Origin of the sequence: Vibrio maritimus (assembly GCF_021441885.1) — a bacterium.
In the GTDB taxonomy this organism is placed as follows: Bacteria; Pseudomonadota; Gammaproteobacteria; order Enterobacterales; family Vibrionaceae; genus Vibrio; species Vibrio maritimus_B.
This window is the reverse complement of record NZ_CP090439.1, coordinates 1,683,466-1,705,916: the sequence shown is the minus strand read 5'-3', so window position 1 is coordinate 1,705,916 and position 22,451 is coordinate 1,683,466. Positions and strand designations below refer to the sequence as shown.

The 22,451-nt window shown below is 43.0% G+C and carries 23 protein-coding genes; 11 read left to right on the top strand and 12 right to left on the bottom strand.

Features of this window, described 5'->3' with window-relative positions; all coding sequences use genetic code 11:
- The first annotated feature begins 68 nt into the window (after positions 1 to 68).
- Complete coding sequence (locus LY387_RS24085; protein WP_234496692.1) at positions 69 to 1,049, top strand: helix-turn-helix domain-containing protein; 981 nt, start codon at positions 69 to 71, stop codon at positions 1,047 to 1,049.
- Between the two features lie 131 nt (positions 1,050 to 1,180).
- Here the strand turns inward: LY387_RS24085 and LY387_RS24080 are convergent, their stop codons facing one another.
- The 4 genes from LY387_RS24080 to LY387_RS24065 form a co-directional block, all read right to left on the bottom strand.
- Positions 1,181 to 1,735, bottom strand: coding sequence for a porin family protein (locus LY387_RS24080; protein WP_234496691.1), 555 nt, complete (start codon positions 1,733 to 1,735; stop codon positions 1,181 to 1,183).
- A 295-nt stretch (positions 1,736 to 2,030) separates the two neighbouring features.
- Positions 2,031 to 2,807: a hypothetical protein gene (locus LY387_RS24075; RefSeq protein ID WP_234496690.1), complete on the bottom strand. Its 777-nt coding sequence runs from the start codon at positions 2,805 to 2,807 to the stop codon at positions 2,031 to 2,033.
- A 224-nt stretch (positions 2,808 to 3,031) separates the two neighbouring features.
- A complete protein-coding gene (locus LY387_RS24070; RefSeq protein ID WP_234496689.1) occupies positions 3,032 to 3,748 on the bottom strand; it encodes a hypothetical protein in 717 nt (238 codons plus the stop codon).
- A 223-nt stretch (positions 3,749 to 3,971) separates the two neighbouring features.
- The gene (locus tag LY387_RS24065; protein WP_234496688.1) at positions 3,972 to 4,394 is read right to left on the bottom strand and encodes a hypothetical protein; all 423 of its coding nucleotides are present in this window, start codon (positions 4,392 to 4,394) and stop codon (positions 3,972 to 3,974) included.
- Positions 4,395 to 4,911: 517 nt separating this feature from the next.
- Between LY387_RS24065 and LY387_RS24060 the strand changes: the two genes are divergently transcribed.
- The 7 genes from LY387_RS24060 (at position 4,912) to LY387_RS24030 (ending at position 11,549) form a co-directional block, all read left to right on the top strand.
- The gene (locus LY387_RS24060; RefSeq protein ID WP_234496687.1) at positions 4,912 to 6,000 is read left to right on the top strand and encodes a BamA/TamA family outer membrane protein; all 1,089 of its coding nucleotides are present in this window, start codon (positions 4,912 to 4,914) and stop codon (positions 5,998 to 6,000) included.
- A gap of 13 nt (positions 6,001 to 6,013) precedes the next feature.
- Positions 6,014 to 6,370 carry a glycine zipper family protein gene (locus LY387_RS24055; protein WP_234496686.1) on the top strand — a complete coding sequence of 119 codons (357 nt, stop codon included), beginning with the start codon at positions 6,014 to 6,016 and terminating at the stop codon, positions 6,368 to 6,370.
- 450 nt (positions 6,371 to 6,820) lie between these two features.
- On the top strand, positions 6,821 to 7,123 hold the full coding sequence (locus LY387_RS24050) for a hypothetical protein (protein ID WP_234496685.1): 303 nt from the start codon (positions 6,821 to 6,823) through the stop codon (positions 7,121 to 7,123).
- Between the two features lie 926 nt (positions 7,124 to 8,049).
- Entirely contained in the window at positions 8,050 to 8,655 is a 606-nt protein-coding gene (locus tag LY387_RS24045) for an outer membrane beta-barrel protein (protein ID WP_234496684.1), read from the top strand.
- Between the two features lie 100 nt (positions 8,656 to 8,755).
- Entirely contained in the window at positions 8,756 to 9,061 is a 306-nt protein-coding gene (locus LY387_RS24040) for a hypothetical protein (protein ID WP_234496683.1), read from the top strand.
- Positions 9,062 to 9,741: 680 nt separating this feature from the next.
- On the top strand, positions 9,742 to 10,569 hold the full coding sequence (locus tag LY387_RS24035; RefSeq protein ID WP_234496682.1) for an outer membrane beta-barrel protein: 828 nt from the start codon (positions 9,742 to 9,744) through the stop codon (positions 10,567 to 10,569).
- A 692-nt stretch (positions 10,570 to 11,261) separates the two neighbouring features.
- On the top strand, positions 11,262 to 11,549 hold the full coding sequence (locus LY387_RS24030; RefSeq protein WP_234496681.1) for a DUF723 domain-containing protein: 288 nt from the start codon (positions 11,262 to 11,264) through the stop codon (positions 11,547 to 11,549).
- Positions 11,550 to 11,710: 161 nt separating this feature from the next.
- On the opposite strand, the gene LY387_RS24025 is transcribed toward LY387_RS24030, so the two are convergent.
- From LY387_RS24025 to LY387_RS24005, 5 genes are all read right to left on the bottom strand, one after another.
- A complete protein-coding gene (locus tag LY387_RS24025) occupies positions 11,711 to 12,061 on the bottom strand; it encodes a hypothetical protein (protein ID WP_234496680.1) in 351 nt (116 codons plus the stop codon).
- Between the two features lie 21 nt (positions 12,062 to 12,082).
- Positions 12,083 to 12,493, bottom strand: coding sequence for a nuclear transport factor 2 family protein (locus tag LY387_RS24020; protein WP_234496679.1), 411 nt, complete (start codon positions 12,491 to 12,493; stop codon positions 12,083 to 12,085).
- 251 nt (positions 12,494 to 12,744) lie between these two features.
- Positions 12,745 to 12,978: a hypothetical protein gene (locus LY387_RS24015; protein ID WP_234496678.1), complete on the bottom strand. Its 234-nt coding sequence runs from the start codon at positions 12,976 to 12,978 to the stop codon at positions 12,745 to 12,747.
- Positions 12,975 to 13,406: a hypothetical protein gene (locus LY387_RS24010; protein ID WP_234496677.1), complete on the bottom strand. Its 432-nt coding sequence runs from the start codon at positions 13,404 to 13,406 to the stop codon at positions 12,975 to 12,977. The genes LY387_RS24015 and LY387_RS24010 overlap by 4 nt, the downstream gene beginning before the upstream one ends.
- 618 nt (positions 13,407 to 14,024) lie before the next feature.
- On the bottom strand, positions 14,025 to 15,434 hold the full coding sequence (locus tag LY387_RS24005; protein WP_234496676.1) for a YadA C-terminal domain-containing protein: 1,410 nt from the start codon (positions 15,432 to 15,434) through the stop codon (positions 14,025 to 14,027).
- A gap of 379 nt (positions 15,435 to 15,813) precedes the next feature.
- Here LY387_RS24005 and LY387_RS24000 point away from each other — a divergent pair, with 379 nt between their 5' ends.
- Complete coding sequence (locus LY387_RS24000; protein WP_234496675.1) at positions 15,814 to 16,653, top strand: ion transporter; 840 nt, start codon at positions 15,814 to 15,816, stop codon at positions 16,651 to 16,653.
- A gap of 83 nt (positions 16,654 to 16,736) precedes the next feature.
- Here the strand turns inward: LY387_RS24000 and LY387_RS23995 are convergent, their stop codons facing one another.
- The gene (locus LY387_RS23995) at positions 16,737 to 17,993 is read right to left on the bottom strand and encodes a serine hydrolase domain-containing protein (RefSeq protein WP_234496674.1); all 1,257 of its coding nucleotides are present in this window, start codon (positions 17,991 to 17,993) and stop codon (positions 16,737 to 16,739) included.
- Between the two features lie 109 nt (positions 17,994 to 18,102).
- Here LY387_RS23995 and LY387_RS23990 point away from each other — a divergent pair, with 109 nt between their 5' ends.
- Positions 18,103 to 18,969 (top strand): LysR family transcriptional regulator, encoded by an 867-nt coding sequence (locus LY387_RS23990; RefSeq protein ID WP_234496673.1) that lies wholly within the window; start codon positions 18,103 to 18,105, stop codon positions 18,967 to 18,969.
- A 99-nt stretch (positions 18,970 to 19,068) separates the two neighbouring features.
- On the opposite strand, the gene tdh is transcribed toward LY387_RS23990, so the two are convergent.
- Both tdh and LY387_RS23980 read right to left on the bottom strand, forming a co-directional pair.
- On the bottom strand, positions 19,069 to 20,100 hold the full coding sequence (gene tdh / locus LY387_RS23985; RefSeq protein ID WP_042470405.1) for an L-threonine 3-dehydrogenase: 1,032 nt from the start codon (positions 20,098 to 20,100) through the stop codon (positions 19,069 to 19,071).
- A 61-nt stretch (positions 20,101 to 20,161) separates the two neighbouring features.
- Complete coding sequence (locus LY387_RS23980; protein WP_234496672.1) at positions 20,162 to 21,358, bottom strand: glycine C-acetyltransferase; 1,197 nt, start codon at positions 21,356 to 21,358, stop codon at positions 20,162 to 20,164.
- Between the two features lie 166 nt (positions 21,359 to 21,524).
- Between LY387_RS23980 and LY387_RS23975 the strand changes: the two genes are divergently transcribed.
- A complete protein-coding gene (locus LY387_RS23975) occupies positions 21,525 to 22,448 on the top strand; it encodes a LysR family transcriptional regulator (RefSeq protein WP_234496671.1) in 924 nt (307 codons plus the stop codon).
- Positions 22,449 to 22,451 lie beyond the last annotated feature (3 nt).

Below are 22,451 nucleotides of genomic sequence, written 5' to 3'. Positions count from 1 at the left end.
GTGATGACAGAAAATATTTCAGAAAAACAATAACTACTGTTTTATATTGTGGCTATTAAATAGTCGCCATGTCGACATTAGAACACCGCACGACTATTCTGTTAGAGCAGGAAAAACGGAGGCAACTCTTGAGTGATTATCGACATCATAAGTTAACAGGTCTCAGCCTCTACTTTGGTTCTCAAACCAGTGTTTGTGCACCTCATTCCGCTATACAACTTAGCCCTGGTGACTTAAACATCTCTTTATGGCAGTTAAGCCAAGGGGGTATAGAAATTAGCCGTCAGGTCTGTGATCGCTCTCTTTACTTAGAAACCACCACGCCATCGGATTCAGTCAGATTGCTGTTTTCCTCTAGCGGCGATACGACCTCTCAGTGGCGTGGGTTCAACACCGTAGAAGATACAATACTCGTTATCCCTGATAATTTTGGCTTTTATGCCAGTCCAGAGTCTTGGGAAGACATAGATATCATCATACCTAACCAAATCGCGATGGACTTAGGTATCGACCCATACACCCTTCACACTCTAACCCACCCGTTAATTCGATCGGTGTCTGCACAATTAAGGCTATTGTTTTGTTCATATGATCCTGAACACCAAGAAAGCAACGATTGGTTAAGTAAAATCTTGGAGCAATTGAAAGAGTGTGTTCATCATGCTGATGCGTCTAAAGCGCTTACGCCGAATAGTCGACAACAGCTGGTAGAACGGGCTCTAGAATATGTGCGTAAGCATCAAGAAAGCACCCCGGACATGACCGTAGAGCAATTGAGCAAAGAAATCGGAACGACAGGGCGAACTCTGCAACGTGCTTTTAACGACTCATTGGGAATTGCCCCCTACTCTTTCCTACTTAACGTAAGACTCAATGCTGCTCGTCAGGAGCTGATCGTAAGCCAATCCAATTCGCTGTCTGTCACCGACCTAGGCGCTGAAATGGGTTTTACAAGCACTAGCAAATTTATTGAGCACTACCGTCGATTTTATAACGAAACCCCTTCCGTGACCCTAAACCGCAACCTATCCAAGCCCCTCAAAAAATGATTTTTATCCCTCATTAAACATATAACCTATCTATTTTTTTGCGAGTTACTTACAACGCATATAAAAAAGCCCCAGCAAATGCCGGGGCTTAATTAAATGGCTCGATAATAAATCAAGCCGTCGAGGCTACCTTAGAATTTGAAGCCTACCGATACCGCAGCTTGAGAGCTGTCGGTAAAGCGTGATTCACGCTTTTGTTGTTTTGACAGTTGGTTCTTTTGCATACGGCCGTCAACATAGATACCAATAGGTGTTGTTAGGCGTACGCCAGCTGCCGTTGATAGTGTCGTACCACGTACTCGGTCTGATTCACCCGCAATTTCAATTGTACCGTTTGAGTGAGCTACACCTGCAGCAACGTAAGGCTTGATGTCCCAACCTTGACCAACGTTGAACGCGTAACCAACTTCACCTTCAAGTTTTGCTTCATTGCCCTTCATCTTGTAGCTGCCAGTTTCACCGCGTTGGTCCGTAATAGAACCGTTGACTGAGAATACGCGATTGAAGTCATAACCAGCTTCAATTTTAGCTGTTGGTTTTGATACTTTTGCATCTGCATCAATTGCAGATTTTTGACCAGAAACCGCACCGACACCTACGCGGAAACCGCTGTAGTCATCTTTTGCGAATGCTGCGCCAGAAGTTAAACCAAGAATTAGTGTTAGTGCTAGAGTTTGCTTTTTCATATTTAGCCTCGAAAATTAATTTGATATTTAAAAGGCCATCCATGGTTGTTAGTCACTCATACCATCGAGTGACTGACCATTACTGAAAGGTCTCCCTTGTCAGCGAGGAGAATAATAAATGAATTAAGAAAAACATCATAATTAGGTACCGCTCGAAAAATCGAATAGGTCGTTTATTATTTCACTAAATATCGACACTAGTAGTTACTGTATAAAGCTTTGTTTAATATTCATTAGATACAAAAAAGCCCCGGCATATGCCAGGGCTTATTAAAAAGTATTTATCGTTGATAGTTTACCAAAATACGGCGTACTTAACCCACCCAACGGTGTCATCTTTGTTTAGTCTGGATGCATTCGGGCGGCGAGTCTTATTCGCCCACTTGTGCTCTACCTTCACCTCTAACGAGGACCAGTCATTTAGCATGTAACCGCCACCAAACTCGACCTCCCACTGGTTTTTATCGTACTTTTGGTAATCTGCATTGCGAGGATCGCGAAACTCATGGGTCATTTTAGGATTCGCATATAACCAGTGTCCTCCGTCAAATGCATACATCGCGTACAAGCCCGGTTGAACGACTGGCGTACTGCTTTCCTCATTCGAATGCTTTGATTTTGCGTGACTGTATCCCGCTGCTAGCATAGGGAATACCATAAAGTTTTCAGTCACATTTATCTTGTAGATTATGCCACCTAGGGCCATAGTCGAGTTGGTATTTTGATTGTGTGTACCGATGATGTCACCGCTAAATCCAAGCCCTTCATCCACATAAAAGTAGCGCGCACGGTAATTAAACCCTTTAGTACCTTCTTTACCTTTTTGATCTTTATATTGGCTCGTTAAGTCTACTTGAAAGTAGTTTTTCCCGTGTCCATAAATTATGTTCGCTTGAACACCGCCATCTAGATTATGAAGAACACCAAAAGACTTAAAGATAGCTGTTGGGTCTCCATAGTTAATCTCTTCTTTCTTGTCGGTCGGTTCTTGCTTTTTTTCTAGTGCTGTATCATCACCTGCGTGTGCTCCAAACGCTACAAGTAGTCCAATTGCGCTAAGCAATTTTTTCATTTTCTTTACCTCGATTATAGATATCAAATGCTCAATTTTTCCTCGTAAAAATCAAGCAGAATTGAACGTGGTGAATTTAACGTAATTGCATTGAGGCAGCAAAATAGGTAACGCTCGAGAAAGCGAATAGATCAAAAGCGAACTAAACAAAAAAGCCCTCGATTTCTCGAAGGCTCTCATAATATTTTTCTGTTTATTGATAATGTATCTATCTTAAAAGATATTTAGAATGGGAACACAACACCGACTTTTAGGTTGTCATCTCGACGCTGCACTTTTTGCACAAACGCATTTTCATATTCTACATATGGTTTGAAGTTATCAAAGCCCGTAAAGGTCGCTTTTACCTCTACATTGTTCCAATTCTTCTTGTTGCCAGGTTGCGAATTAATCTGACTATTCTGCTGGTCAAAGTTGATAAGTTTAGCATTCAAGTAAAGATTGTCAGTTAATTGCTTACCTACAAATAAGTCCACACGATTCACTTTAGAACGCGTACTCTCCGTACCTTGAGTATCTCTATCTTCACGGTAACGTAAACTAGTATCAAACAAGCCGTTTAGGTGTGAGCCAATAGTAATGCCTAGTTTCTGTTGGTTGTTTCCATACGTTTTTCCAACATGCTCGGCTTCACCTTTGAGCCAAACGTGCTCCCAACCGTAAGTATAGTTGATGTTTGTTTCCGTCTCTTGAGTATTTTTGTGTTTGATCGATAGACCAACACCTTGGTAGCTCAAAAATAGTTTTGCGCCGAAATCTTGTTTACGCAAAGGCGCTGTATCTCCATTGGGGCCTTCCTTGTCTGCGTGTTTTGCATTGTTCATACTAAACTTAGAATCAAACTCTAACCCACCTTTAAAGTCACCTGCTTTAGTGTTTGCTACAGCCAAATTAGATGTAAAAAGTGCCGCCACGGTTAGTGCAATTGCTGTTTTTTTCATTTTATTACCTCGAAGTAACTATTATCTCGGGTTATTCCCGCTTCGAGGCGAACACTACTGATTTAATTGATACTTTAGAAATTAGGTACCCATCGGGATGTCGAATGGTACTATTTGATTTTCGTGCTAACACTCTCATTCTGACATTTACCGGACAATTTCATCACCTTCCAATTGCACAACTCGCAGATCGCATCAGTAAAAAAAGCCCAATAAATTGGGCTCAACTGTTCTTGGTTGCTTTAGATAAAGAGATAAGCTGATTGTATCTATCCGCTTTATCAACATATTTCGTGAGACTTTCACTAAAATCTTTGCAACTAACATCGCCTCGATGCGCGTTATCAAATGCCAAATAAAATGCAGTATCAAATACAATCACATTCTGTGGACTCCGGATCTTTGCATCGGTAATCTCTTCGAAGCGTCCTTCTCCCAATACTTTTGCTTCACTATCCTTTGAAATTCTCCCCGATAATCTGCACCCTTTCATGGTACCGAATAGTTCACCGAGTATACGGGGGGTGAACTTGTCTTCAATTTCCTCTAATTGACTATCTATTTTTTCCTCCGTGATTTCTTTGCTGTTACCAAATGGAACAACCGAAACAAGGGCTACAATTAATGCTATTAGTTTAATACTCATGTTGGTTACCTCTTAAACGTCTTTTTACTCACCACGGCCGCCACCTTTGGCTAAGTTAGATTCTCTTGTTGACGTGTCGTATTACACAGTAGGCTAAGTCAACTTATGTGTTTTATCTGTCGGCACAGATTAGTAAGCTCCAACTGCGCATGCATAAACAACTAGTAAACAAATAGCTAGAGTCGAAAGTACTAATTTCATATTAAACACCTCTTAAAATTAAACTGTATTTTATATAAGGTGCATCGCATGCCCCTCACCTGTAGCGTCAATGATAATAGAGTCTAATATAGTCGAACAAAGAGGAATCCATCAGCTATTGTGATACTACATGTTGCATCAATCCATTTAAGCATTCAGCTTGTAGGTTGGAAGGTAGTCGATTGTGAGTTTTGCAAAATGATGCTCTAAATTACAAGCCCTTAGATATACCCATCTGCATTTATGATGGGTATCTATTTTGCTGGTTTTTTTTTCATCATGTATTGTCCGCCCCCAATTAATCGAGGCATTTATAATGAAAAAACTAATACTTGGAGCAATCATGCTCCCTTTTGGCGTGGCCGCTAAAAGCCCCATGACTATCGACCCGGTGGACGGAAAGCCTGATGCCAGTCGCTTTCTTCTCGAGCGAGCGACAGGCTTTATGCCAATCCCAATGTTAATTACTGATCCTGCAATTGGCTACGGTGCAGGGCTCGGCGCGATATTTTTTCATGAGACGGAAGAGCAAAAAAAGATCCGTCGTGAAAACCCGGAAAAAGTAACAACAATCGCTCCAAGTATTTCTGGTGTCATTGGTGCTGGAACAAATAACGGTACTGGCTTCGGTGGTGCTTTCCACCAAGGCGTATGGTTGGATGATAAAGTGCGCTTCGAAGGCGGTCTGTTTAAAGCCAATATCAACGTAAACTTCCATGGCTTTGATACGCCAACTCGAATGAACCTTAAAGGTAACTATGCCTTTTCAAACATTGATTTCCGCTTATTCGATAGTAATTTTTTCGTCGGTGCTGGATATCACTATTTCCGTGGTGACGTCACATTCGCTGGAGATGCAGCGACTCGAATGACAAACAAAGGGGCGCGAGCAGACTTACGCCTCACCTATGACAGCCTAAATAATCAGTTTGCACCCACAGACGGCATAAAAGCCAAGATCATCTATTCAGATTACAACAAACGTTGGGGCGGCGACTTCAATCATCAGCGTTTAAACGTCGATGTACGCTCGTACCACGAAATCAACAACAAATGGTCTCTAGCATGGCGAGTAAACACGATTAATACCGCCGGAGATGTTCCTTTCTACGCTCGACCTTTTGTTCAAATGCGTGGTATCGCAGCCCTTAGAAACCAAGGCGACAACGTTGCCTTGGGCGAGGTTCAAGTTGGCTACAACATCAATACTCGCTACCAGATCATTGGCTTTACCGGTTCAGGTACCGCCTATGACCACGGTGCTAGAAAGCTCGACTGGAACAACACCATCGGTATGGGATTTCGCTACACCATCGCCCGCCAACTTGGCATTAAAGCAGGTGTGGATGTATCTAGAAGTGAAACCGACACTGCGATCCAAATTAAATTTGGTACAGCCTTTTAAGGGGGGAAACATAATGAAAAAACTATCTGTCACGCTGGTTGCTGCTTCCGTGTTCAGTACACAAGCCTATGCATCCGTAGAAGATTGCTATGCCACACCAATTACGAGCGCTGTCGACGGAGCTATCATTGGTGGGGTCATCGGTGCAATGGCAGGAGATACAAAAAAAGGAGCACTAATCGGTGCTGGCGCAGGCGTAATTGACGGCGAGTTTGCAAGAGAAGAATGTGCACATGCTGTAGATCGAGCCGAATATGAGTATGAAGTAGAAGCCGAGTATGAATACGAAGCGGAATATGGGGCAGAAGTTGAGTATGAGGTTGAATCACACTATGAACTCGAAACTCAATCAATGGATGATATATGGTAGTTCCACGTATTGGTTTTTCATTTTAAGTTCGTTTTAAGCAAGCGTGGATTACAACTTTATCTATTAACGAACCCGATGGTCACCTAATTCGCATTCAATATTACGTAATAGGACAATAGTTCTACACGCTGAATAGAACAAATCAGTGAATTACAGAATGGATGAATTATTATGACTGAACAAAACCAATTCCCTCAATTACGCAGACTTTGTCGTCTGCTAGATGAAATCAATGACGCTGCTGAATCTTCGCATGCAGAAATGATAGCCGGGAACTATTTGATAGAACGCGCCCTAGTTGTATTACGACGATGCGAGGGCGATAGTCCGCAAGTAGAATCCGGAAGACTAACACTGATCTCTGAACTGGAAAAGCAATCGCTACTCGGAGAAATTTTGGAGGCTGAAAGGGACAAAGAGCCAATACTTAGAAATGATAATAGGTAGACCATGAAAAATATACTCCTACTAGCCATGGCAGTTACACTCTTTGGCTGCTCAAATAACAACGCTTACTTGAAAGGCGCGAATAGTTACCACCTTTGTGCTGCTCTCTCTGAAAATGAGACGATCAGAAACACAAAACTAGCAAGCAACTACCAGTTCTCCGACTCACAAATAAAGTCTGAACTCGAGCGCAGAGGCATCGACCCACTAGGTATCAAGTGTGGGCGAGTCGGCGCGGAGTACCAACACAGTAAAACTATGCGTGAACTTAAACAATCACGACTAACAAACCTTGGTGCAAATTAGCCACCGCACTTCAACAATTGCTCATGGTTTATGTGAACTTCATCTATTCACAATACCGATAACCATCTCATTTGCTGATAACAATCTATTCAATTACCCTACGTGCAGACCTTAATTAAGCCTTTGGTCTGCCTAGGAGGGCAAGGTCTTTAATCTTGCTCTCGACTTATAGATAGGTATTTGCATCCACCTAACTTTGAGTCACATACTTGTTTTCCCTATTGCACCCAAGGATGATAGGACACGTCCGATATATCATTATATCGGACGATTTTTCCTTAATCCAAACGAAGCAAAAGCGGCTTATCAGCATCTGTACTATTCGTTAATGAGGTAATAATGCAAAGCCTTCTACTCGTATTTTTACTACTGATGATTCGTGTTGCAATCGGAATTCAGTACCGTAGTTCTATGTACAAAGTATGCCAAAAGCTAATGGACCTAATTAAGAAATAGTGCTTCCAATTTATTAGTACGTTTCAATGACTCGACTCTTAAATAAAGAGCCGTGCATAAGTAAATTTATATCTTTGAGAACGATATCGGTCTATCCCAATCAACTACCCAAATTGCTGAAGCATGCCACTGTGGATTAGATCGTTCAAGTGGCAACATCTCGCGTGAAAACGACTAATTGAGGTCTGTTCAGCCACTCTACCAAAGCCCAACCTAGCGTTGGGCTTTTTTTTCACAAGAACCAATCAACCTTGCTTTAACAATCCATACACCTATTCGTGTTTTCGAGCGATACCTATTTTGAGCCTGATTTAAAAATACACTACATTAGCGCACATCGAAAAACACACGCTATCGACATCCAAGTCGACCAGTTCTTGGTGTGAGTTAACAATACACCCGGTCTGGGCGCGGATTCTAAACCACTACAGTTACCTAGCATGGATGCCTGAAATATTTTTGAGGCAAATATGAAACAACAACTTCTAGCAGTCGCACTTTTTACAAGCATCACTTCCGGCGCAACCTTCGCCGAAGACTACTCAGGATTCCGTTTAGGGGTGGGCGCTGTCTCTGGACAGGAACTTACCTTTGACGGCATTACAACAAACTCTGGAAACCGCGCAAAAATAGAAGCGGGTTATGACTTCAACCGTGTTTTCGCTATTAATGGATCGGTCACGGCTTTTAGTGGCGCTGGTTACTCTGAATCAGGCGATGGAACTAATGCAGGTAGTGATATCCGCGGCAGAGATGTTCGATTAGAAGCTGAGATGGGTTACGCATTTAACCTTGCCAAAGGCTGGGATATCAAGCCATATGTTGCTGTGGGCAGTGCCTTCATCAATGGTACAAAGCGTGGCTTTATTGGTGGATCCGCATCAGCGCCTCAAACAGAATTAAATAGTTTCAAGGGCACTTACCTCACCACAGCAGCCGGTGTACGCCTTAATACACCAGTCGATGTCTATGTCGACCTTCGAGTTCAGAAGATAAACATGAACGACCAGCAGAAAGCAAATAGCGTTATTAAAGACAACTCTCAAGCAGCATTAGCTGTAGGTATTAAATTCTAACAATAAAGCAATTATCTCAAATAACAGCTTTAAACATACACAACTTACCGAAAATAAATATGTACGAGGGTGGCCGCCCTCTGAACTCGAGGTATCAACAATGATTAGTCAAAGTATCTTAAAATCTATTGGCACTAAAACACTAGCCAGCATTCTACTTTTAGCATCATCATTCAGTTTTGCGGACTATGGTGATTTCATCACCGAAAAACCGGTTGTCCTCGAAAGAAGCAATGGACAACACATCGAGTCAGCCTCATTGAAGAAGTGCTTGTATCAAAGCTCCACAGATATAGAGACAGAAGTAATCGTAAAATCAGATTATACATGCCCTGAAAAGATTACCGCCGGTGTACCAAGCATTGTACAGCAAGCTGTCGCCCCTAACGCTACTCCATCAATGTAGCCAAAACTGATAACAGGAGGCTCTGATGAAGCTGTCAAGCTCACAAACCTTAGTTATAGCGGTATTACGCTCAATGCATGCTATTGGAGAAAAGCGCGTATCTTTTTCTAAACGAAATTTAGCAACACTTATAACATTGGAACGACAGGGTTATATAACCAAGCTCCGTGAGGTAATTGGTCATGAGAATTACCCTTCTATGTTTGAGTGTGAACTATCGGAGAACACATAAAGTCATAACTTAATTAGAGGTATTCATTATGACGATAGCCCCGCTTAGACCGTTTTATATTATTGTTACGTGTCTAGACACAAAGAAAGTACTAAAAAATATTACGATGCGATATAGAACCGATGCCCTAGCACGCGATCGATTTCGGAAGCATTTTGTACCTAAACTTCGTGACACGCTATATCGTGTCACTGTCGATTTGCGCAGAGGCCACCCAAGCCTGGGCAAGGTTATCGAGTCCGTAGCAATAATTAAACAGTGTGAATAATATAATTTCGTAGTTATAAGGTTTTATTCATTCCACAAGTAACAACTAACTAGAAAATTGGTTAGTTCTAATAATTGTTTATTTAAAACAAAAGAGCAATCAAATCGATGGAACGGTTTTGTAGCTCAGCAAACAACTCTTCCTTTATTACATGTAGAAGAGCAGCGCATTGAGGCAACAATGAACATATTAAATAAAGCTATGCTGCTTGCAGCAGTAGTGTCTTTTGGCACATCCGCCGCCATCTCAGATATTAATGGTGGCGCTAATTCTACCGACGAAGACTATGGGCGCACCTTACCATTTTATGGTGATGAAGTCCGAGATTTAGGAATTAAACTACCTAAGCCCATCGGCATATCGGTATTCACTCATTCTCAAGAAGACAAGATGGGCCTTGATAACTTTACATTACAAGGCGACCCAAACATTGCTGAAGACATGCCCGACGGTGTCAGTGGTACAGTAAACACTACAAACTTGCTAGCGCTTCGCGCAGACATGTGGGTATTACCATTTCTCAACCTACACGCAATGATTGGTAAAGCCACAACGTCTTCAAATATAACCTTAGGAATGAATGATTTCGACGGCACCGTGACTCGCGACCATATTAATGGCTTAGGCACAACGAGCGACATCATTGGTGTTGGCGCGGTTTTAGCAGCGGGCTATGGCAATTGGTTCGGAGCTGTAGACACAACCTACGTTGCTACTTCCGTAAATGGGGTTGGCGCTAATCTTAATGCCCTGGTTATTACACCAATGGTGGGCTACATGCTACCGAACGACTTCAGGATCATGGTAGGTGCGCAGTATCAGTCTTACGACAGATACATTCGAGGAAATATTGATGGCCACGAGTTCAGTGTAAGACAGCACAATGACTCTTGGTCAACCATGGTAGGTGTATCTAAAGAGTTCGATGACAACTGGGAAGCGTCTCTTATGTATCAGAAGGGTCGTACACGAAATGGCGCGACTCTCATCTTAGGTAAACGATTTTAAAAGGTAACTAGTATGGTAATTTCACTCATTGTTGTTTTGTACACAGGTATCGCTTTATTCCTTGGAAACGAGGAGCGAAAAATAAGACACACAATGACCGAGCGAGTGAATCGCTCAAAGGGTAATAGCCTGTTTGATACGGTTGTAACTAAACTGTCTGGATCTTAATACTTCTAATCGATAAACACAAAAATAGCGGCTGAGGCCGCTTTTTGCGTAAATAAGCCTGATAATTTTCACTGCACTCGTATAAGAACAGGTATGTAGACAGAATTAATCCAATATCTTTTATTTTTACATGTCCCATTTCGTCATCATCCTCGCGAATATGAAGTTCTCTCGAAACTTGTAACCTAATGACAAAAAACAGAGTCATGTAACTGGCATTCACTGCTCGTTGGTAAAGTGAAGTCCCCTTTGTTATGGAATGACAGTAGCTCTAGGGTTGGGTAAATCTTGGCGACAATTAATTGGGACTTAGTCAATAGGCAACTATTCGACTCAATAATATGACCTAACTTATCTAACCTTGCCTCTTAGCCTATCATCAAAGCCCCCGGTGAAACTGGATACAAAAAGGTATATAAGAAATGAATATGACGCGAGTTTCTAGACGCTGGTGGCAAAAGCTAATCGGCATAAAAGAAGTTTGGCGACGTCCTGATGGCTCACTTTTGATTGTGAGATAGGACATGACAGAAAGATCTACAAACGGTCTATTTAAGGTGAAAGGTATCTTGAAGCACGGTCCGAAGTTTTACGACTACAGCAAAGTCGATTATAAGACTGCACACAAAAAAGTGACTCTAATTTGCCCTCTACACGGTGAGTTTGAACAAACTGCTACTAATCACCTGTCGGGCAATGGTTGCCCAGAGTGCAAAGCCGATAGGTTAAGCGAGCTTTATACACGCACACCAAGCAAAACGAGAAACGCGTTTTCAAAACATGCTGTACAGTTGAACACTTTTTTTAAGTGAAGGTATTAAGACGGGCCTATTAACCTAGTTTAAAGCTGTGGCTTACAAGCAGTTTATATTGTGTTACTCAGCCATCCCACAGTAGATGAGGGTTCAGTGTCAAAATCGTTTTTGAAAAATATCAAGGATTTAAAAAGCCCGACAAAGAGTCGGGCTTAGATTTACTTACCAATACTAATAATGGCTGCGAACAAATTGTGCATACCTACCGGCTTCATTTTGGACTGACAATGACGCGCCTCAATATCTTTCAAGTCAGGCGTGAAAGCCGAAATAACACCGTTTTTTGCGGTTAGTTCAATTTCCACTTTCGTTGCATAAGTACCTTTCTGTCCAATGGGTGTAACAGGCGTCGAGCACTGGAAGATGTAGTCTACCGATACAGTTCCCTTCTCTGCTATCACTTCGGCTGACTGTTTAAAAACATCACCCTGAATATCACGAAGATGAACGTTTTCCGCTGCAGCACTGAATGACACGGCCATTGCCAATAGTGTAATAAGTTTCTTCATTTTGTACCTCGAATAGATTTGTTAGGCGACTTCAATCACGCATTTAGACATCTTGATTTGGTTTGATGTATCTCTTACAAACCTCCACACCTCTTTGCTGCGTAAATCTAAGGGCTGTCCTTTAAATTCACTATCTTCGAAGCTCTGTCCCACCATATGCATACTCAAAATCGCCTCACAGTAACCATCAGTTTCTCTTATAACCATGTGCTCTACCGTGTGTTTACAGTTGGGCTTTATCATTGCCCTAGCTCCTTGAAGGAAGTCATCAAAGTGCTCCTTCCCATCGAAGCAAAAACCCGGGGAGATCCACTTAATGTCGTCGGTTAAGCGCAGTGTGAAAAAGTCCGAACTGGCTGGCATCGTGTCCATTTGTTCAAACCATTCCTGTATGTAGTTGGTGACTTCTGCTTGAGTGATACTTTTGTTCATACTAATTGCCTCTTATCGTCTTGTTGAGGCGAACAATATCAAGCCTATCTGGACAAGAACAATTAGCATCCATCACACAGACTGATACTAAAATCAATGTACAACTTTGAGCATTTATACAGTTCGGCTTTATGCTTTTTTACTGTGTAGAAAGTTGTATTAATAGATATAAAAAAACTCACTAATCAGATAGTTGATTAGTGAGTTTTCATTAATTGAACTTAACTAGTAGACACTGTTCAGAGGTTATGTCAGCTAATTGTTCTTGCGTCCTGGTCTAGATGCCGTATCTGCGAATAGACTCGCTCTCCTCGAGCGGTCAGCCGATACATGCGTTTCGTTTTAAGATACACGATCAGCTTACGACCAATTAAAGTACGCCAGGTACGAGGGTCAAATGGTGAAGCTTTGTTTACCACTTCGACTATCGCACCTTGACCCAAATGGCGGATAAGTGCGACCTGTTTTTGAGTAAGCCCATTCATGACTGAGCCTTCAACGTATCAATGAGTAGATCTTCAGCTTCTTCGAACGATATGTACTGCATTTCAAACATCGCCTCTACAATTGAGGCAAAGGCCGAATTAATAAGGCTACTTGGTGCACCATTATACATCCTTGCGCACTTGTCCACGTACAGTAAAACATAGCGTTTGAGGCCGTCTCTGTCATAGTCAGTACGACAACCCATTGGTTCACCTATTGGCGGTTCTTTCTCTTCAAGTTCACCTTTAGAAACAAACACAGACCCATTGAGTTCACCAGCAATCGCTGCTTCATATGGCATTCCAGCAAAACGCTCAGCATGTTCGTGAATCAACTCTTTCATACATTCCATGCATTTACGCGTATCAGCATCATTCTTGTGGGTCGAATAATATTTACTATCTCGCGCATACGTAAACAGTGACATATGGTTACCTCAAGTTCTAATTTAACTATTTAAGTAATATCATTCCTTGAAGGGGTTGCAAGTTATAGCCCAAATATTCATCAGGGCAGGAAACCCGCTCGTCCATTGTTAAGCAGCAATGTAAAGGAACTTGTATTGGGTGTCGAGTTAGGTACTTATCGACTAAACTGATAGATTGATAAATTGCTAAATCATCATCCACACTCAACTCTAAGACCGGTCAATCCCGACCTATTTCAACGTGTCGATAGCTACTATTGAAGGTTCTGGCGTGTACGTTTATTGTTCAATAGACGACAAAAACAAAACTGTTTATCATCGAACGTGCTTGAGCAGTACAACTCATTGCCTCGAAAGTGTGGTGTTCGAGCTTTGGTGGGAAGGGCGGCCACCCTTCCCACTCTTTCAATCCTTTATTGACGAGTAAATCGCCTACCTAGTAACTCCTTAGGGCTTTTCTCTTACTATTTTGCTATTCAGTAATACATTGTTTAACAACAAAACGAATCAATTATGCAACTTCCAATAAATTTAAAATTATCCTAATACAAAAAAGCCTCCAACGAAGGAGACTTTTCTATATTTAGCTGAAGATTCAGCTGTTCAAAGATACATTGTTTATTTAAAGCTGAACTGCGCACCAACTCCGGCTGATGTATCAGCCTTAGTATGGCGACCCTCTGTTTCGTGGTTTACCGTGAACGACCCTGACCACTGATCATTGAATCGATACGCACCACCTATAGCAATCGCTTTCTTGCTACCTGAGGCACCCAAGCCCGCGCCCACAGCAAATTCGCCGACATCATACGCCACAGGACGTGCGTTAGTGATTGCATGCATAGATGCCTTTACGCCATCGTATCGCTCACGCATTTCCTCACCCTGCTGTTTAAAAGCATTTTCAAGATTATCTATACGCTTAGAGTTTTGCCCAATCGCTTCACGGTTTTGAGCGATAGAGTTGCTGTTACCATCGATCTGACCTTGCTGAGAATTAAATTTTGAGTCAATCGTGCGACCTGCTGATTGCCAATCTTTTTGAGCTTGTTGATCCCATTTATCGGCAGTTCGTTGGATATCTTCAATCTTGTTGCGGTTGCTACCAATTTCATCAGCTGCTTTCTGATTATCGCGTTCCTGGTCTGCATGTGCACGGTCAAGATCTTCACCGGCTTGCTTACCTTCGTCTTCGATGCTTTTAATTCGATCACCGTTATTGCTAATATCTGTTTTGTTTTTATCAATGTCGCCACGGTTCTCGTCAACCTTGCCGTCAATGCGTGCGCGGTCTACGTCAGCTTCACGCTTGTTGTCATCGATGCGCTTACCATTGTTAGCGATATCTTCTTTGTTCTTATCGATTTCACGCTGTTGGTTCAGGTTGTCACGCTCGTTTTTCTCGATGATCTCGCGGTTACGGTCGATGTTGCCAGCGTTCTTATCGATGTCACTACGGTTGCGATCCACACCTTCGGTATTGCGGTCAGCCTGTTCATCACGAGCTTTAATGTCAGCGTCGATAATATCAACGTTACCCTCTGCACCTTCAGCTGCAGTGCGGTCACCTTGATTTGGTGCGTCTTTTAGCGCTTCACGAGCTTGATCGCGTTCTTCTTTAGTTGTGTGCTTGCGGATAACATCACCCATAGCACGTTGATGGTCATTACTTGGCGTGTTAGATAATGCACCTTTTAGATCTGCTGCGATGTGATCGCCAGCACCCCACCCATTCTCATCGCTGCCAACTTTAGTAGTGATAGCGTTAGCGATGTCGTATAACTCGGGGTTTTGCTCTGCTGCTTCGGCAAACTCCAGAGCACCTTGTGCGCGTTGTTCAGGGGTGGCATTACCGTCGAAGTACTTATCGAAGCCAGGAATTCCAGACTCACGAGCGATTTCGAAACCAGTGCCATTGACGATTGTTTCGTTGATGATTCCGTCAATAAACTGTGGCTCTGCTTCAGCCAATGCAGCACCAGAAGTAATAGCCGCCACTAGAGCCATTGCGATAGTTTGTTTTTTCACCTTAATTTCCTCGAAGACCGTTTGTACGTGAATTAAAAGTGATGGGCTATCCCATCAAGCGGCGCGCATAATACGGCTAAGAGGGTCTTTCCAATAATTAGGTGGTTGGCGGGACCTCGAATACTAGAGGCTTGACTTATAGGTAATAATTATTTTGTACTATAATAATATGCAAAAAGACAAGTTGTAGTACTAAGATACACCTAGGTTAGAGAAAGTTTGGTAGAAACTTTTTATATAAGGACATACCTCTTCTATTCACACACTCTGCAACTCCAAAACATTCATAAAATGTCGCAATTCTCCACTGGCGAAAATCCATAAACTCAACTTAACATTTAAGTAACAATGGATACTTATACTCGAAGGAGCGACATCTATGATCTCCTCTTTGCACCTCAAGTTAAACGCAATCAACAACAATAAGTACTTTCAATCGTTAACTGTCATTGTGATCATACTGGCAGCACTTACAATAGGCGCGAAGACGTTTGAACTACCTGATGCTCTAGTCGAAACTCTTCAATGGTTAGATGCATGTATTTTGCTGTTTTTCTTAGTTGAAATCGTCATCAAGTTCTTCTCTTATCGAAACAAACTCGATTTCTTTAAAAGTGGTTGGAATCTATTTGATGCTGCCATCGTCATCGGTAGTTTGATTCCTGCAGCAGGACAAGGCATCTTAATCGCTCGTTTGCTAAGAGTATTTCGAGTATTAAGATTGGTATCTGCAATCCCACAACTCAAGCTACTCATTAACGCACTGATTAAAGCGATTCCCAAGATGGGCTACATCGCTGTTCTCATGTTTATTATCTTCTATATCTATGCAGTCGTTGGTAGCTTAGTCTTCTCAGACATCAACGATATACTGTGGGGAGATGTATCAATCTCCATGCTCACCTTGTTCCGCATTGCCACTTTTGAAGATTGGACGGACGTTATGTATGAGACAATGGAAGTTTATCCCATTAGTTGGATTTACTACCTGACGTTCATTTTTCTCACTGCATTTGTCTTTTTGAACATGATGATTGGTGTCGTGATCGAGACGATGACGGCCGAGCATGCCATTGCAGAGAAAGACAAGGAATCCGAAATACCTTTACTTACTTCAGACCATACGGCAAGACAAATACTTGCGACTCATCAGCAAGTGGAAGATATCCATCAGGAGCTGCAAGAAATAAAAAGTTTGTTAAAATCGAGATTGCACTAATAGCTACCTCGAAATCACCTACATCTAAGAATTAGGCCTCCTATCGCACACGTAGTGATGGATAGAAAGCCTAATTCTATAATCTACTTAACTCGTCGAATAATTTCATCGATAGCAGACAGCATTTCGTGGTCGTAAGCATCTACCACTGATTTCTCGGCTGATGCTTGTCTAACGACGACCACATTTTCTGTTGGATCTACATAAATCCACTGCCCAAAAATCCCCAGAGCTGTATAAGCATTGTTGTCGTTCATGGTATGCCAAAACTGGTTTTTATATGACCAACCTTTTAAAGCACCCTCACCGTATCCGCCTTTTGCGAACTTGCTTGGGTCGCCACCTTGCTCAGTTTCAGCTATCGCATCTGGGTGAATCACCTGCTCACCAAGCAAGTTTTTACCACCATCAGCTAGCATCTGACCAAACCGTGCCATGTCTCTAGCGGTACCGTTGAGTCCTCCTGAGGCAAGACCTACCGATGCAGGGTCAGACATCAGATAGGCACCGCGCTCCATACCCAACTGAGTCCAAATACGTTCTTCCAAGACTTCACTAAATGGCTTCCCTTCCACTGTTGAAATAAGCCAAGCAACTACGTCCGTGTTTGCAGTTAGGTAATGGAATTCTTCGCCATGAGAACGATCTCCGTCTTTTTGGAGTTCCGCTAAAAACTGATGGATGGTTTTCGGGCCATTATAACCTTCCTCTTTTGGCGTTAAGCCAACCGTTTTTGCATGTTTAAATACCTCAGCATTTGGATCTTCATAGGACTCCGAATAATTTAGGTTGTTGGTCATATCAAGAACCTGGCCTACTGTCGCCATACCAAAAGCAGACTGAATCAACTGCGGAATGTAAGCGCCGACTAGAGCTTTTCTGTCCAATTTACCCTCCGCAACTAAAGATGCTGCGATGATGCCAGTAAACGATTTAGTCACACTCATCATTTGATGGTGAGTACGTTCACTTTGACCATCGAAGTATTGCTCAGCGACGATCTTTCCGTCCTTTAGTACAATGAAAGCATCAGCACGATGCTTGTGTAACACATCGAGCAAGTTGAGTTGCTTACCAAGGTGGTCAAAATTCATATTTAAGTTAAGAGGCTTTTTCGATTTGCGTAGCTCGATGACTTGCTTGTAGCCACCATTATCGATCTGCTTTGTGTGAACAAACTCACTTAGGTTTTTATAGGTGTAACGGTTTAGATCTGGATGCAAAATATTGAATTGCGTTGCCCCCATTTCCACTCGAGTTTTACCCTCTGAACTTGTAGCGTGTGCGATACTCAACGTGCTTGATGCGATGATAGCGAGAGCAATGATTGATTTCTTCATGGTTATTTACCTTTATCTATGCTTTTTAGCGTTTTGCTGATGCATTGATTTTAAGCAAATCAAAAATCATGTTAGTGTTAACTCTTGCAACCTAAGGTTTGAAGTAACGATGTATATCACTATAGAACGACTCAAATACCTTGTCGCCGTAGCGCAACACGGCAGTTTCTCGGCCGCCGCTCGAGAGTTAGGCGTCAGTAATACAGCGGTTAATAAAACCATCCAAGCACTAGAGTTTGATTTAGAATTGGAGATATTTAACCGACACCATGGTAAACGACCTACTCTCACAGACGCAGGCAAGAAACTCTACGTACAAGCACTTGATATATTACCCAAAGTAATTCTCATGGAGCAGCATGCAGAGATGCTTTCCAAAGGCGTTGAATCTAGTCTAGTGATAGCCGTTCATCCTTATACTCTCTCTTACGATTTCAATCTTAGGATCAAGTCTCTGACCAACAGTTACCCCACCGTTGAGCTCAAATTTATAGATGCTGAGTCACTTAGTGGTTATGACGATGACTTCGACATTTATGCAGGTCCTACACGACATGAAGTACCAAGGGGGATGAATGCATCTATGGTAGGCCATCTTGAATGGCGAGTCGTGTGCACCCCAGATTTTCCGCTTGCATCACAACAGGGTCGTCTTGAGCCAGAAGATTTAGAACAACATCCGCAACTACTCCTTAATGAGGGCTTTTGCACTAAACCAGAATACCGTGAAGCAATGCGATACTCCGCACAAGTCATCTCTGCAGACAGTTTCTACCAAATACGCGAAATGCTCTTGGCGGGCGTGGGATTTGCCGTCTTTCCTGCACACCTATGCAAACCACTTGTTGAAGCTAAACAACTGATAGATCTTGAATATGATTTTGGTAGCGCAGGTAACCTATGGCCGATAGAAGTGCTTTGGCGAAATCAACTCGGTGTTGCTGGGGAGTGGTTTGTTGAGCAGTTGTTAGAATGAAACAACTTGTTGAGAAGAGAGTTTACTTTAAGAGTGGAGCGACTTTGAAAATAATACAGAGTGTCGCCAATTGCTGGCGACACTCTATAAAAGGCTATTTTATTCCCAATCGAGAATAACCTTACCAGACTGACCACTGCGCATAACGTCGAAACCTTCTTGGAAGTCATCAACTTTGTAGTGGTGAGTGATGATTGGTGTTAGATCTAGGCCAGATTGAATCAAGCTTGCCATCTTGTACCAAGTTTCGAACATTTCACGACCGTAGATACCTTTGATCACAAGACCTTTAAAGATAACTTGGTTCCAGTCGATGCCCATGTCTGATGGTGGAATACCTAGGAGTGCGATACGACCACCGTGGTTCATGGTTTCTAGCATTGAGCTGAATGCTGCTTGTACGCCAGACATTTCTAGACCAACATCGAAACCTTCCGTCATGCCTAGCTCAGCCATCACGTCTTTTAGGTTTTCTTTTGCTACGTTAACTGCGCGCGTTACGCCCATTTTCTTAGCAAGATCTAGACGGTATTCGTTAACATCAGTGATAACCACGTGACGAGCACCAACGTGTTTTGCAACCGCTGCCGCCATGATGCCGATTGGACCCGCACCGGTGATAAGTACATCTTCGCCTACTAGGTCGAAAGAAAGCGCAGTGTGTACCGCGTTACCAAACGGGTCAAAGATAGATGCTAGGTCATCAGAGATACCTTCAGGGATCTTAAACGCGTTGAACGCTGGGATAACGAGGTACTCAGAGAAAGCACCTGTGCGGTTAACACCCACACCTACTGTGTTACGACATAGGTGAGTACGACCGCCACGACAGTTACGGCAGTGACCACAAGTGATGTGGCCTTCGCCAGAGACACGATCGCCAATTTCGAAGCCGCGAACTTCTTGACCGATACCGACGACTTCACCCACGTACTCGTGACCAACAACCATAGGTACAGGAATTGTGTTTTGTGACCACTCATCCCAGTTGTAGATGTGAACGTCAGTACCACAGATAGCGGTCTTTTTGATGCGAATTAGGATGTCGTTGTGACCAAGCTCAGGCTTGTCTACTTCGGTCATCCAGATGCCTTGTTCTGGCTTAAGCTTTGAAAGTGCTTTGATTTTCATAATATTTACCAAACTGTGCCCCGAGCCAAAAGCTCAGGGCTAAAAATCAATGAGAGAGCGATTACTTGATAAGCCCCATGTCTTTACCCACTTCGATGAATGCATCGATAGCGCGGTCTAGTTGCTCACGAGAGTGTGCTGCTGACATCTGAGTACGGATACGTGCTTGACCCTTAGGTACAACTGGGAAAGAGAAACCAATAACGTAGATGCCTTTCTCTAGAGCACGCTCAGCGAACTCAGCCGCTACTTTCGCATCACCTAACATGATTGGAATGATTGCGTGGTCAGCACCGCCCATAGTGAAGCCCGCGCCTTCCATACGAGTACGGAAGTGAGCTGCGTTTTCCCATAGACGGTCACGTAAGTCACCGCTTTCTTGTAGCAGGTCTAGAACGCGGATAGACGCGTTAACAATTGCCGGTGCTACTGAGTTAGAGAATAGGTATGGACGAGAACGCTGACGCAACCAATCAATCACTTCTTTCTTACCAGAAGTATAGCCGCCTGACGCGCCACCCATTGCTTTACCTAGCGTACCTGTGATGATATCGATACGGTCAACCACATCGTGGAACTCGTGAGTACCTGCGCCGTTTTTACCCATAAAGCCAACAGCGTGAGAATCATCAACCATAACCAGTGCGCCGTACTTGTCAGCAAGGTCACAGATAGCTGGTAAGTTTGCTACAACGCCGTCCATTGAGAAAACACCGTCAGTCACGATAAGCTTGTGGCGAGCACCTGCTTCAGTCGCGGCGATAAGTTGCTGTTCTAGTTCAGCCATATCGTTGTTCGCGTAACGGTAACGCATCGCTTTACATAGACGAACGCCATCGATAATAGATGCGTGGTTTAGTGCATCAGAGATGATTGCATCTTCTTTGCCTAGGATAGTCTCGAACAAACCTGTATTTGCGTCGAAGCAAGAGGTGTAAAGAATCGTGTCTTCTTTACCTAGGAAAGTAGAAAGCTTCTGCTCAAGCTCTTTGTGAATGTCTTGAGTACCACAGATAAAGCGTACAGACGCCATACCGAAGCCATTTTTATCCATACCCGCTTTACCCGCTTCAATAAGCGCTGGGTGGTTAGCTAGACCAAGATAGTTGTTTGCACAGAAGTTAAGTACTTCTTCGCCCGTTGAGATTTCAACAGCCGCTTGTTGTTGAGAAGTAATAACACGCTCAGATTTGTACAAACCTTCCGCTTTTACTTCTTCAATCTGATCTTGGATTTGCTTATAAAACGAAGCAGACATAGTGGATTCCTTTTTCTATCCTATTTCTCAATAGGTTATGTAGGGGATGAGATAGCCAAATTCTATTGATTTGGTGTATCTAACGAATGCAATCATTTTAGTTCATTGTGCTGCAAACGATTATCCCTTAACATGGAAAACCATTAGTGAATCTGAGGCACGAATCATGTTCAGCCAGAAGCTTATCGCGCTCCTACCCGACTTGGCGTCTTATATATTGGTCGTTAACGAAGGCAGTTTTACCGCGGCTGCTAAGAAGTTAGGCGTTACACCTTCAGCCTTGTCTAAAACCATCACTCGGCTAGAAAGCGCCCTGTCTGTAAAGCTGTTCGAACGAACGACTCGAAAGCTGATAATCACTCAAGCAGGCCAAAAGGTTTACGATCAGAGTGTTCTAATGGTTAACGCCGCTCAACAAGCGGTTGAAGTGTCACAGTCGGACCACGCCGAACCCAGCGGCTCTATCACCGTGGCAGCGCCAGAAGCTTTCCTTAATTCAGTACTGCAACCTTTCATTGCGCCATTTCTGCAGCACTACCCTGAGATTCAGCTAAAAGTGCGCGCCATTGATGGTGATTACGATCTCTTAAACCTTGGGATAGACGTCGCGTTCAAGCTAACCGACACACCTGATGAAAACCTAGTCATGAAAGAGCTAGGACCAACAAATCTAGTATTGTGCGCAAGTCCAGATTACATCCGAAACAATGGGCTCCCTACTTCACCTAGTGATTTGGAGCATCACGATTGTTTGTATCTGGCGGAAGTCGACAGAGACAACATTTGGGATTTTCTCAAAGACGATGATTTCCACACGGTGACCGTTACCGGTCGGTATGCCATCAACCACTCACAAATGCGACTTAGCGGTGTAAAACAAGGCTTAGGTATCGGTATCTTCCACGACTTCGTGATAAAAGAGTCACTCGATGACGGCAGTGTTATTCCCGTATTACCAGATTGGACGATTAAAAGTAATTACCACGGGGCTATTGCACTTCAATACGCGCAAACCAAATATATGCCGGCTCGTTTGAGAGTGTTCATCGACTATGTAGCACGTGAACTGCCATCAAAACTCATCAAATAAAAA

Bases quoted from the DNA above. Each gene is read 5' to 3' on its own strand.
- LY387_RS24085 (WP_234496692.1), top strand. From the start codon at position 69: ATGTCGACATTAGAACACCGCACGACTATTCTGTTAGAGCAGGAAAAA.
- LY387_RS24080 (WP_234496691.1), bottom strand. From the start codon at position 1,735: ATGAAAAAGCAAACTCTAGCACTAACACTAATTCTTGGTTTAACTTCT.
- LY387_RS24075 (WP_234496690.1), bottom strand. From the start codon at position 2,807: ATGAAAAAATTGCTTAGCGCAATTGGACTACTTGTAGCGTTTGGAGCA.
- LY387_RS24070 (WP_234496689.1), bottom strand. From the start codon at position 3,748: ATGAAAAAAACAGCAATTGCACTAACCGTGGCGGCACTTTTTACATCT.
- LY387_RS24065 (WP_234496688.1), bottom strand. From the start codon at position 4,394: ATGAGTATTAAACTAATAGCATTAATTGTAGCCCTTGTTTCGGTTGTT.
- LY387_RS24060 (WP_234496687.1), top strand. From the start codon at position 4,912: ATGAAAAAACTAATACTTGGAGCAATCATGCTCCCTTTTGGCGTGGCC.
- LY387_RS24055 (WP_234496686.1), top strand. From the start codon at position 6,014: ATGAAAAAACTATCTGTCACGCTGGTTGCTGCTTCCGTGTTCAGTACA.
- LY387_RS24050 (WP_234496685.1), top strand. From the start codon at position 6,821: ATGAAAAATATACTCCTACTAGCCATGGCAGTTACACTCTTTGGCTGC.
- LY387_RS24045 (WP_234496684.1), top strand. From the start codon at position 8,050: ATGAAACAACAACTTCTAGCAGTCGCACTTTTTACAAGCATCACTTCC.
- LY387_RS24040 (WP_234496683.1), top strand. From the start codon at position 8,756: ATGATTAGTCAAAGTATCTTAAAATCTATTGGCACTAAAACACTAGCC.
- LY387_RS24035 (WP_234496682.1), top strand. From the start codon at position 9,742: ATGAACATATTAAATAAAGCTATGCTGCTTGCAGCAGTAGTGTCTTTT.
- LY387_RS24030 (WP_234496681.1), top strand. From the start codon at position 11,262: ATGACAGAAAGATCTACAAACGGTCTATTTAAGGTGAAAGGTATCTTG.
- LY387_RS24025 (WP_234496680.1), bottom strand. From the start codon at position 12,061: ATGAAGAAACTTATTACACTATTGGCAATGGCCGTGTCATTCAGTGCT.
- LY387_RS24020 (WP_234496679.1), bottom strand. From the start codon at position 12,493: ATGAACAAAAGTATCACTCAAGCAGAAGTCACCAACTACATACAGGAA.
- LY387_RS24015 (WP_234496678.1), bottom strand. From the start codon at position 12,978: ATGAATGGGCTTACTCAAAAACAGGTCGCACTTATCCGCCATTTGGGT.
- LY387_RS24010 (WP_234496677.1), bottom strand. From the start codon at position 13,406: ATGTCACTGTTTACGTATGCGCGAGATAGTAAATATTATTCGACCCAC.
- LY387_RS24000 (WP_234496675.1), top strand. From the start codon at position 15,814: ATGATCTCCTCTTTGCACCTCAAGTTAAACGCAATCAACAACAATAAG.
- LY387_RS23995 (WP_234496674.1), bottom strand. From the start codon at position 17,993: ATGAAGAAATCAATCATTGCTCTCGCTATCATCGCATCAAGCACGTTG.
- LY387_RS23990 (WP_234496673.1), top strand. From the start codon at position 18,103: ATGTATATCACTATAGAACGACTCAAATACCTTGTCGCCGTAGCGCAA.
- tdh (WP_042470405.1), bottom strand. From the start codon at position 20,100: ATGAAAATCAAAGCACTTTCAAAGCTTAAGCCAGAACAAGGCATCTGG.
- LY387_RS23980 (WP_234496672.1), bottom strand. From the start codon at position 21,358: ATGTCTGCTTCGTTTTATAAGCAAATCCAAGATCAGATTGAAGAAGTA.
- LY387_RS23975 (WP_234496671.1), top strand. From the start codon at position 21,525: ATGTTCAGCCAGAAGCTTATCGCGCTCCTACCCGACTTGGCGTCTTAT.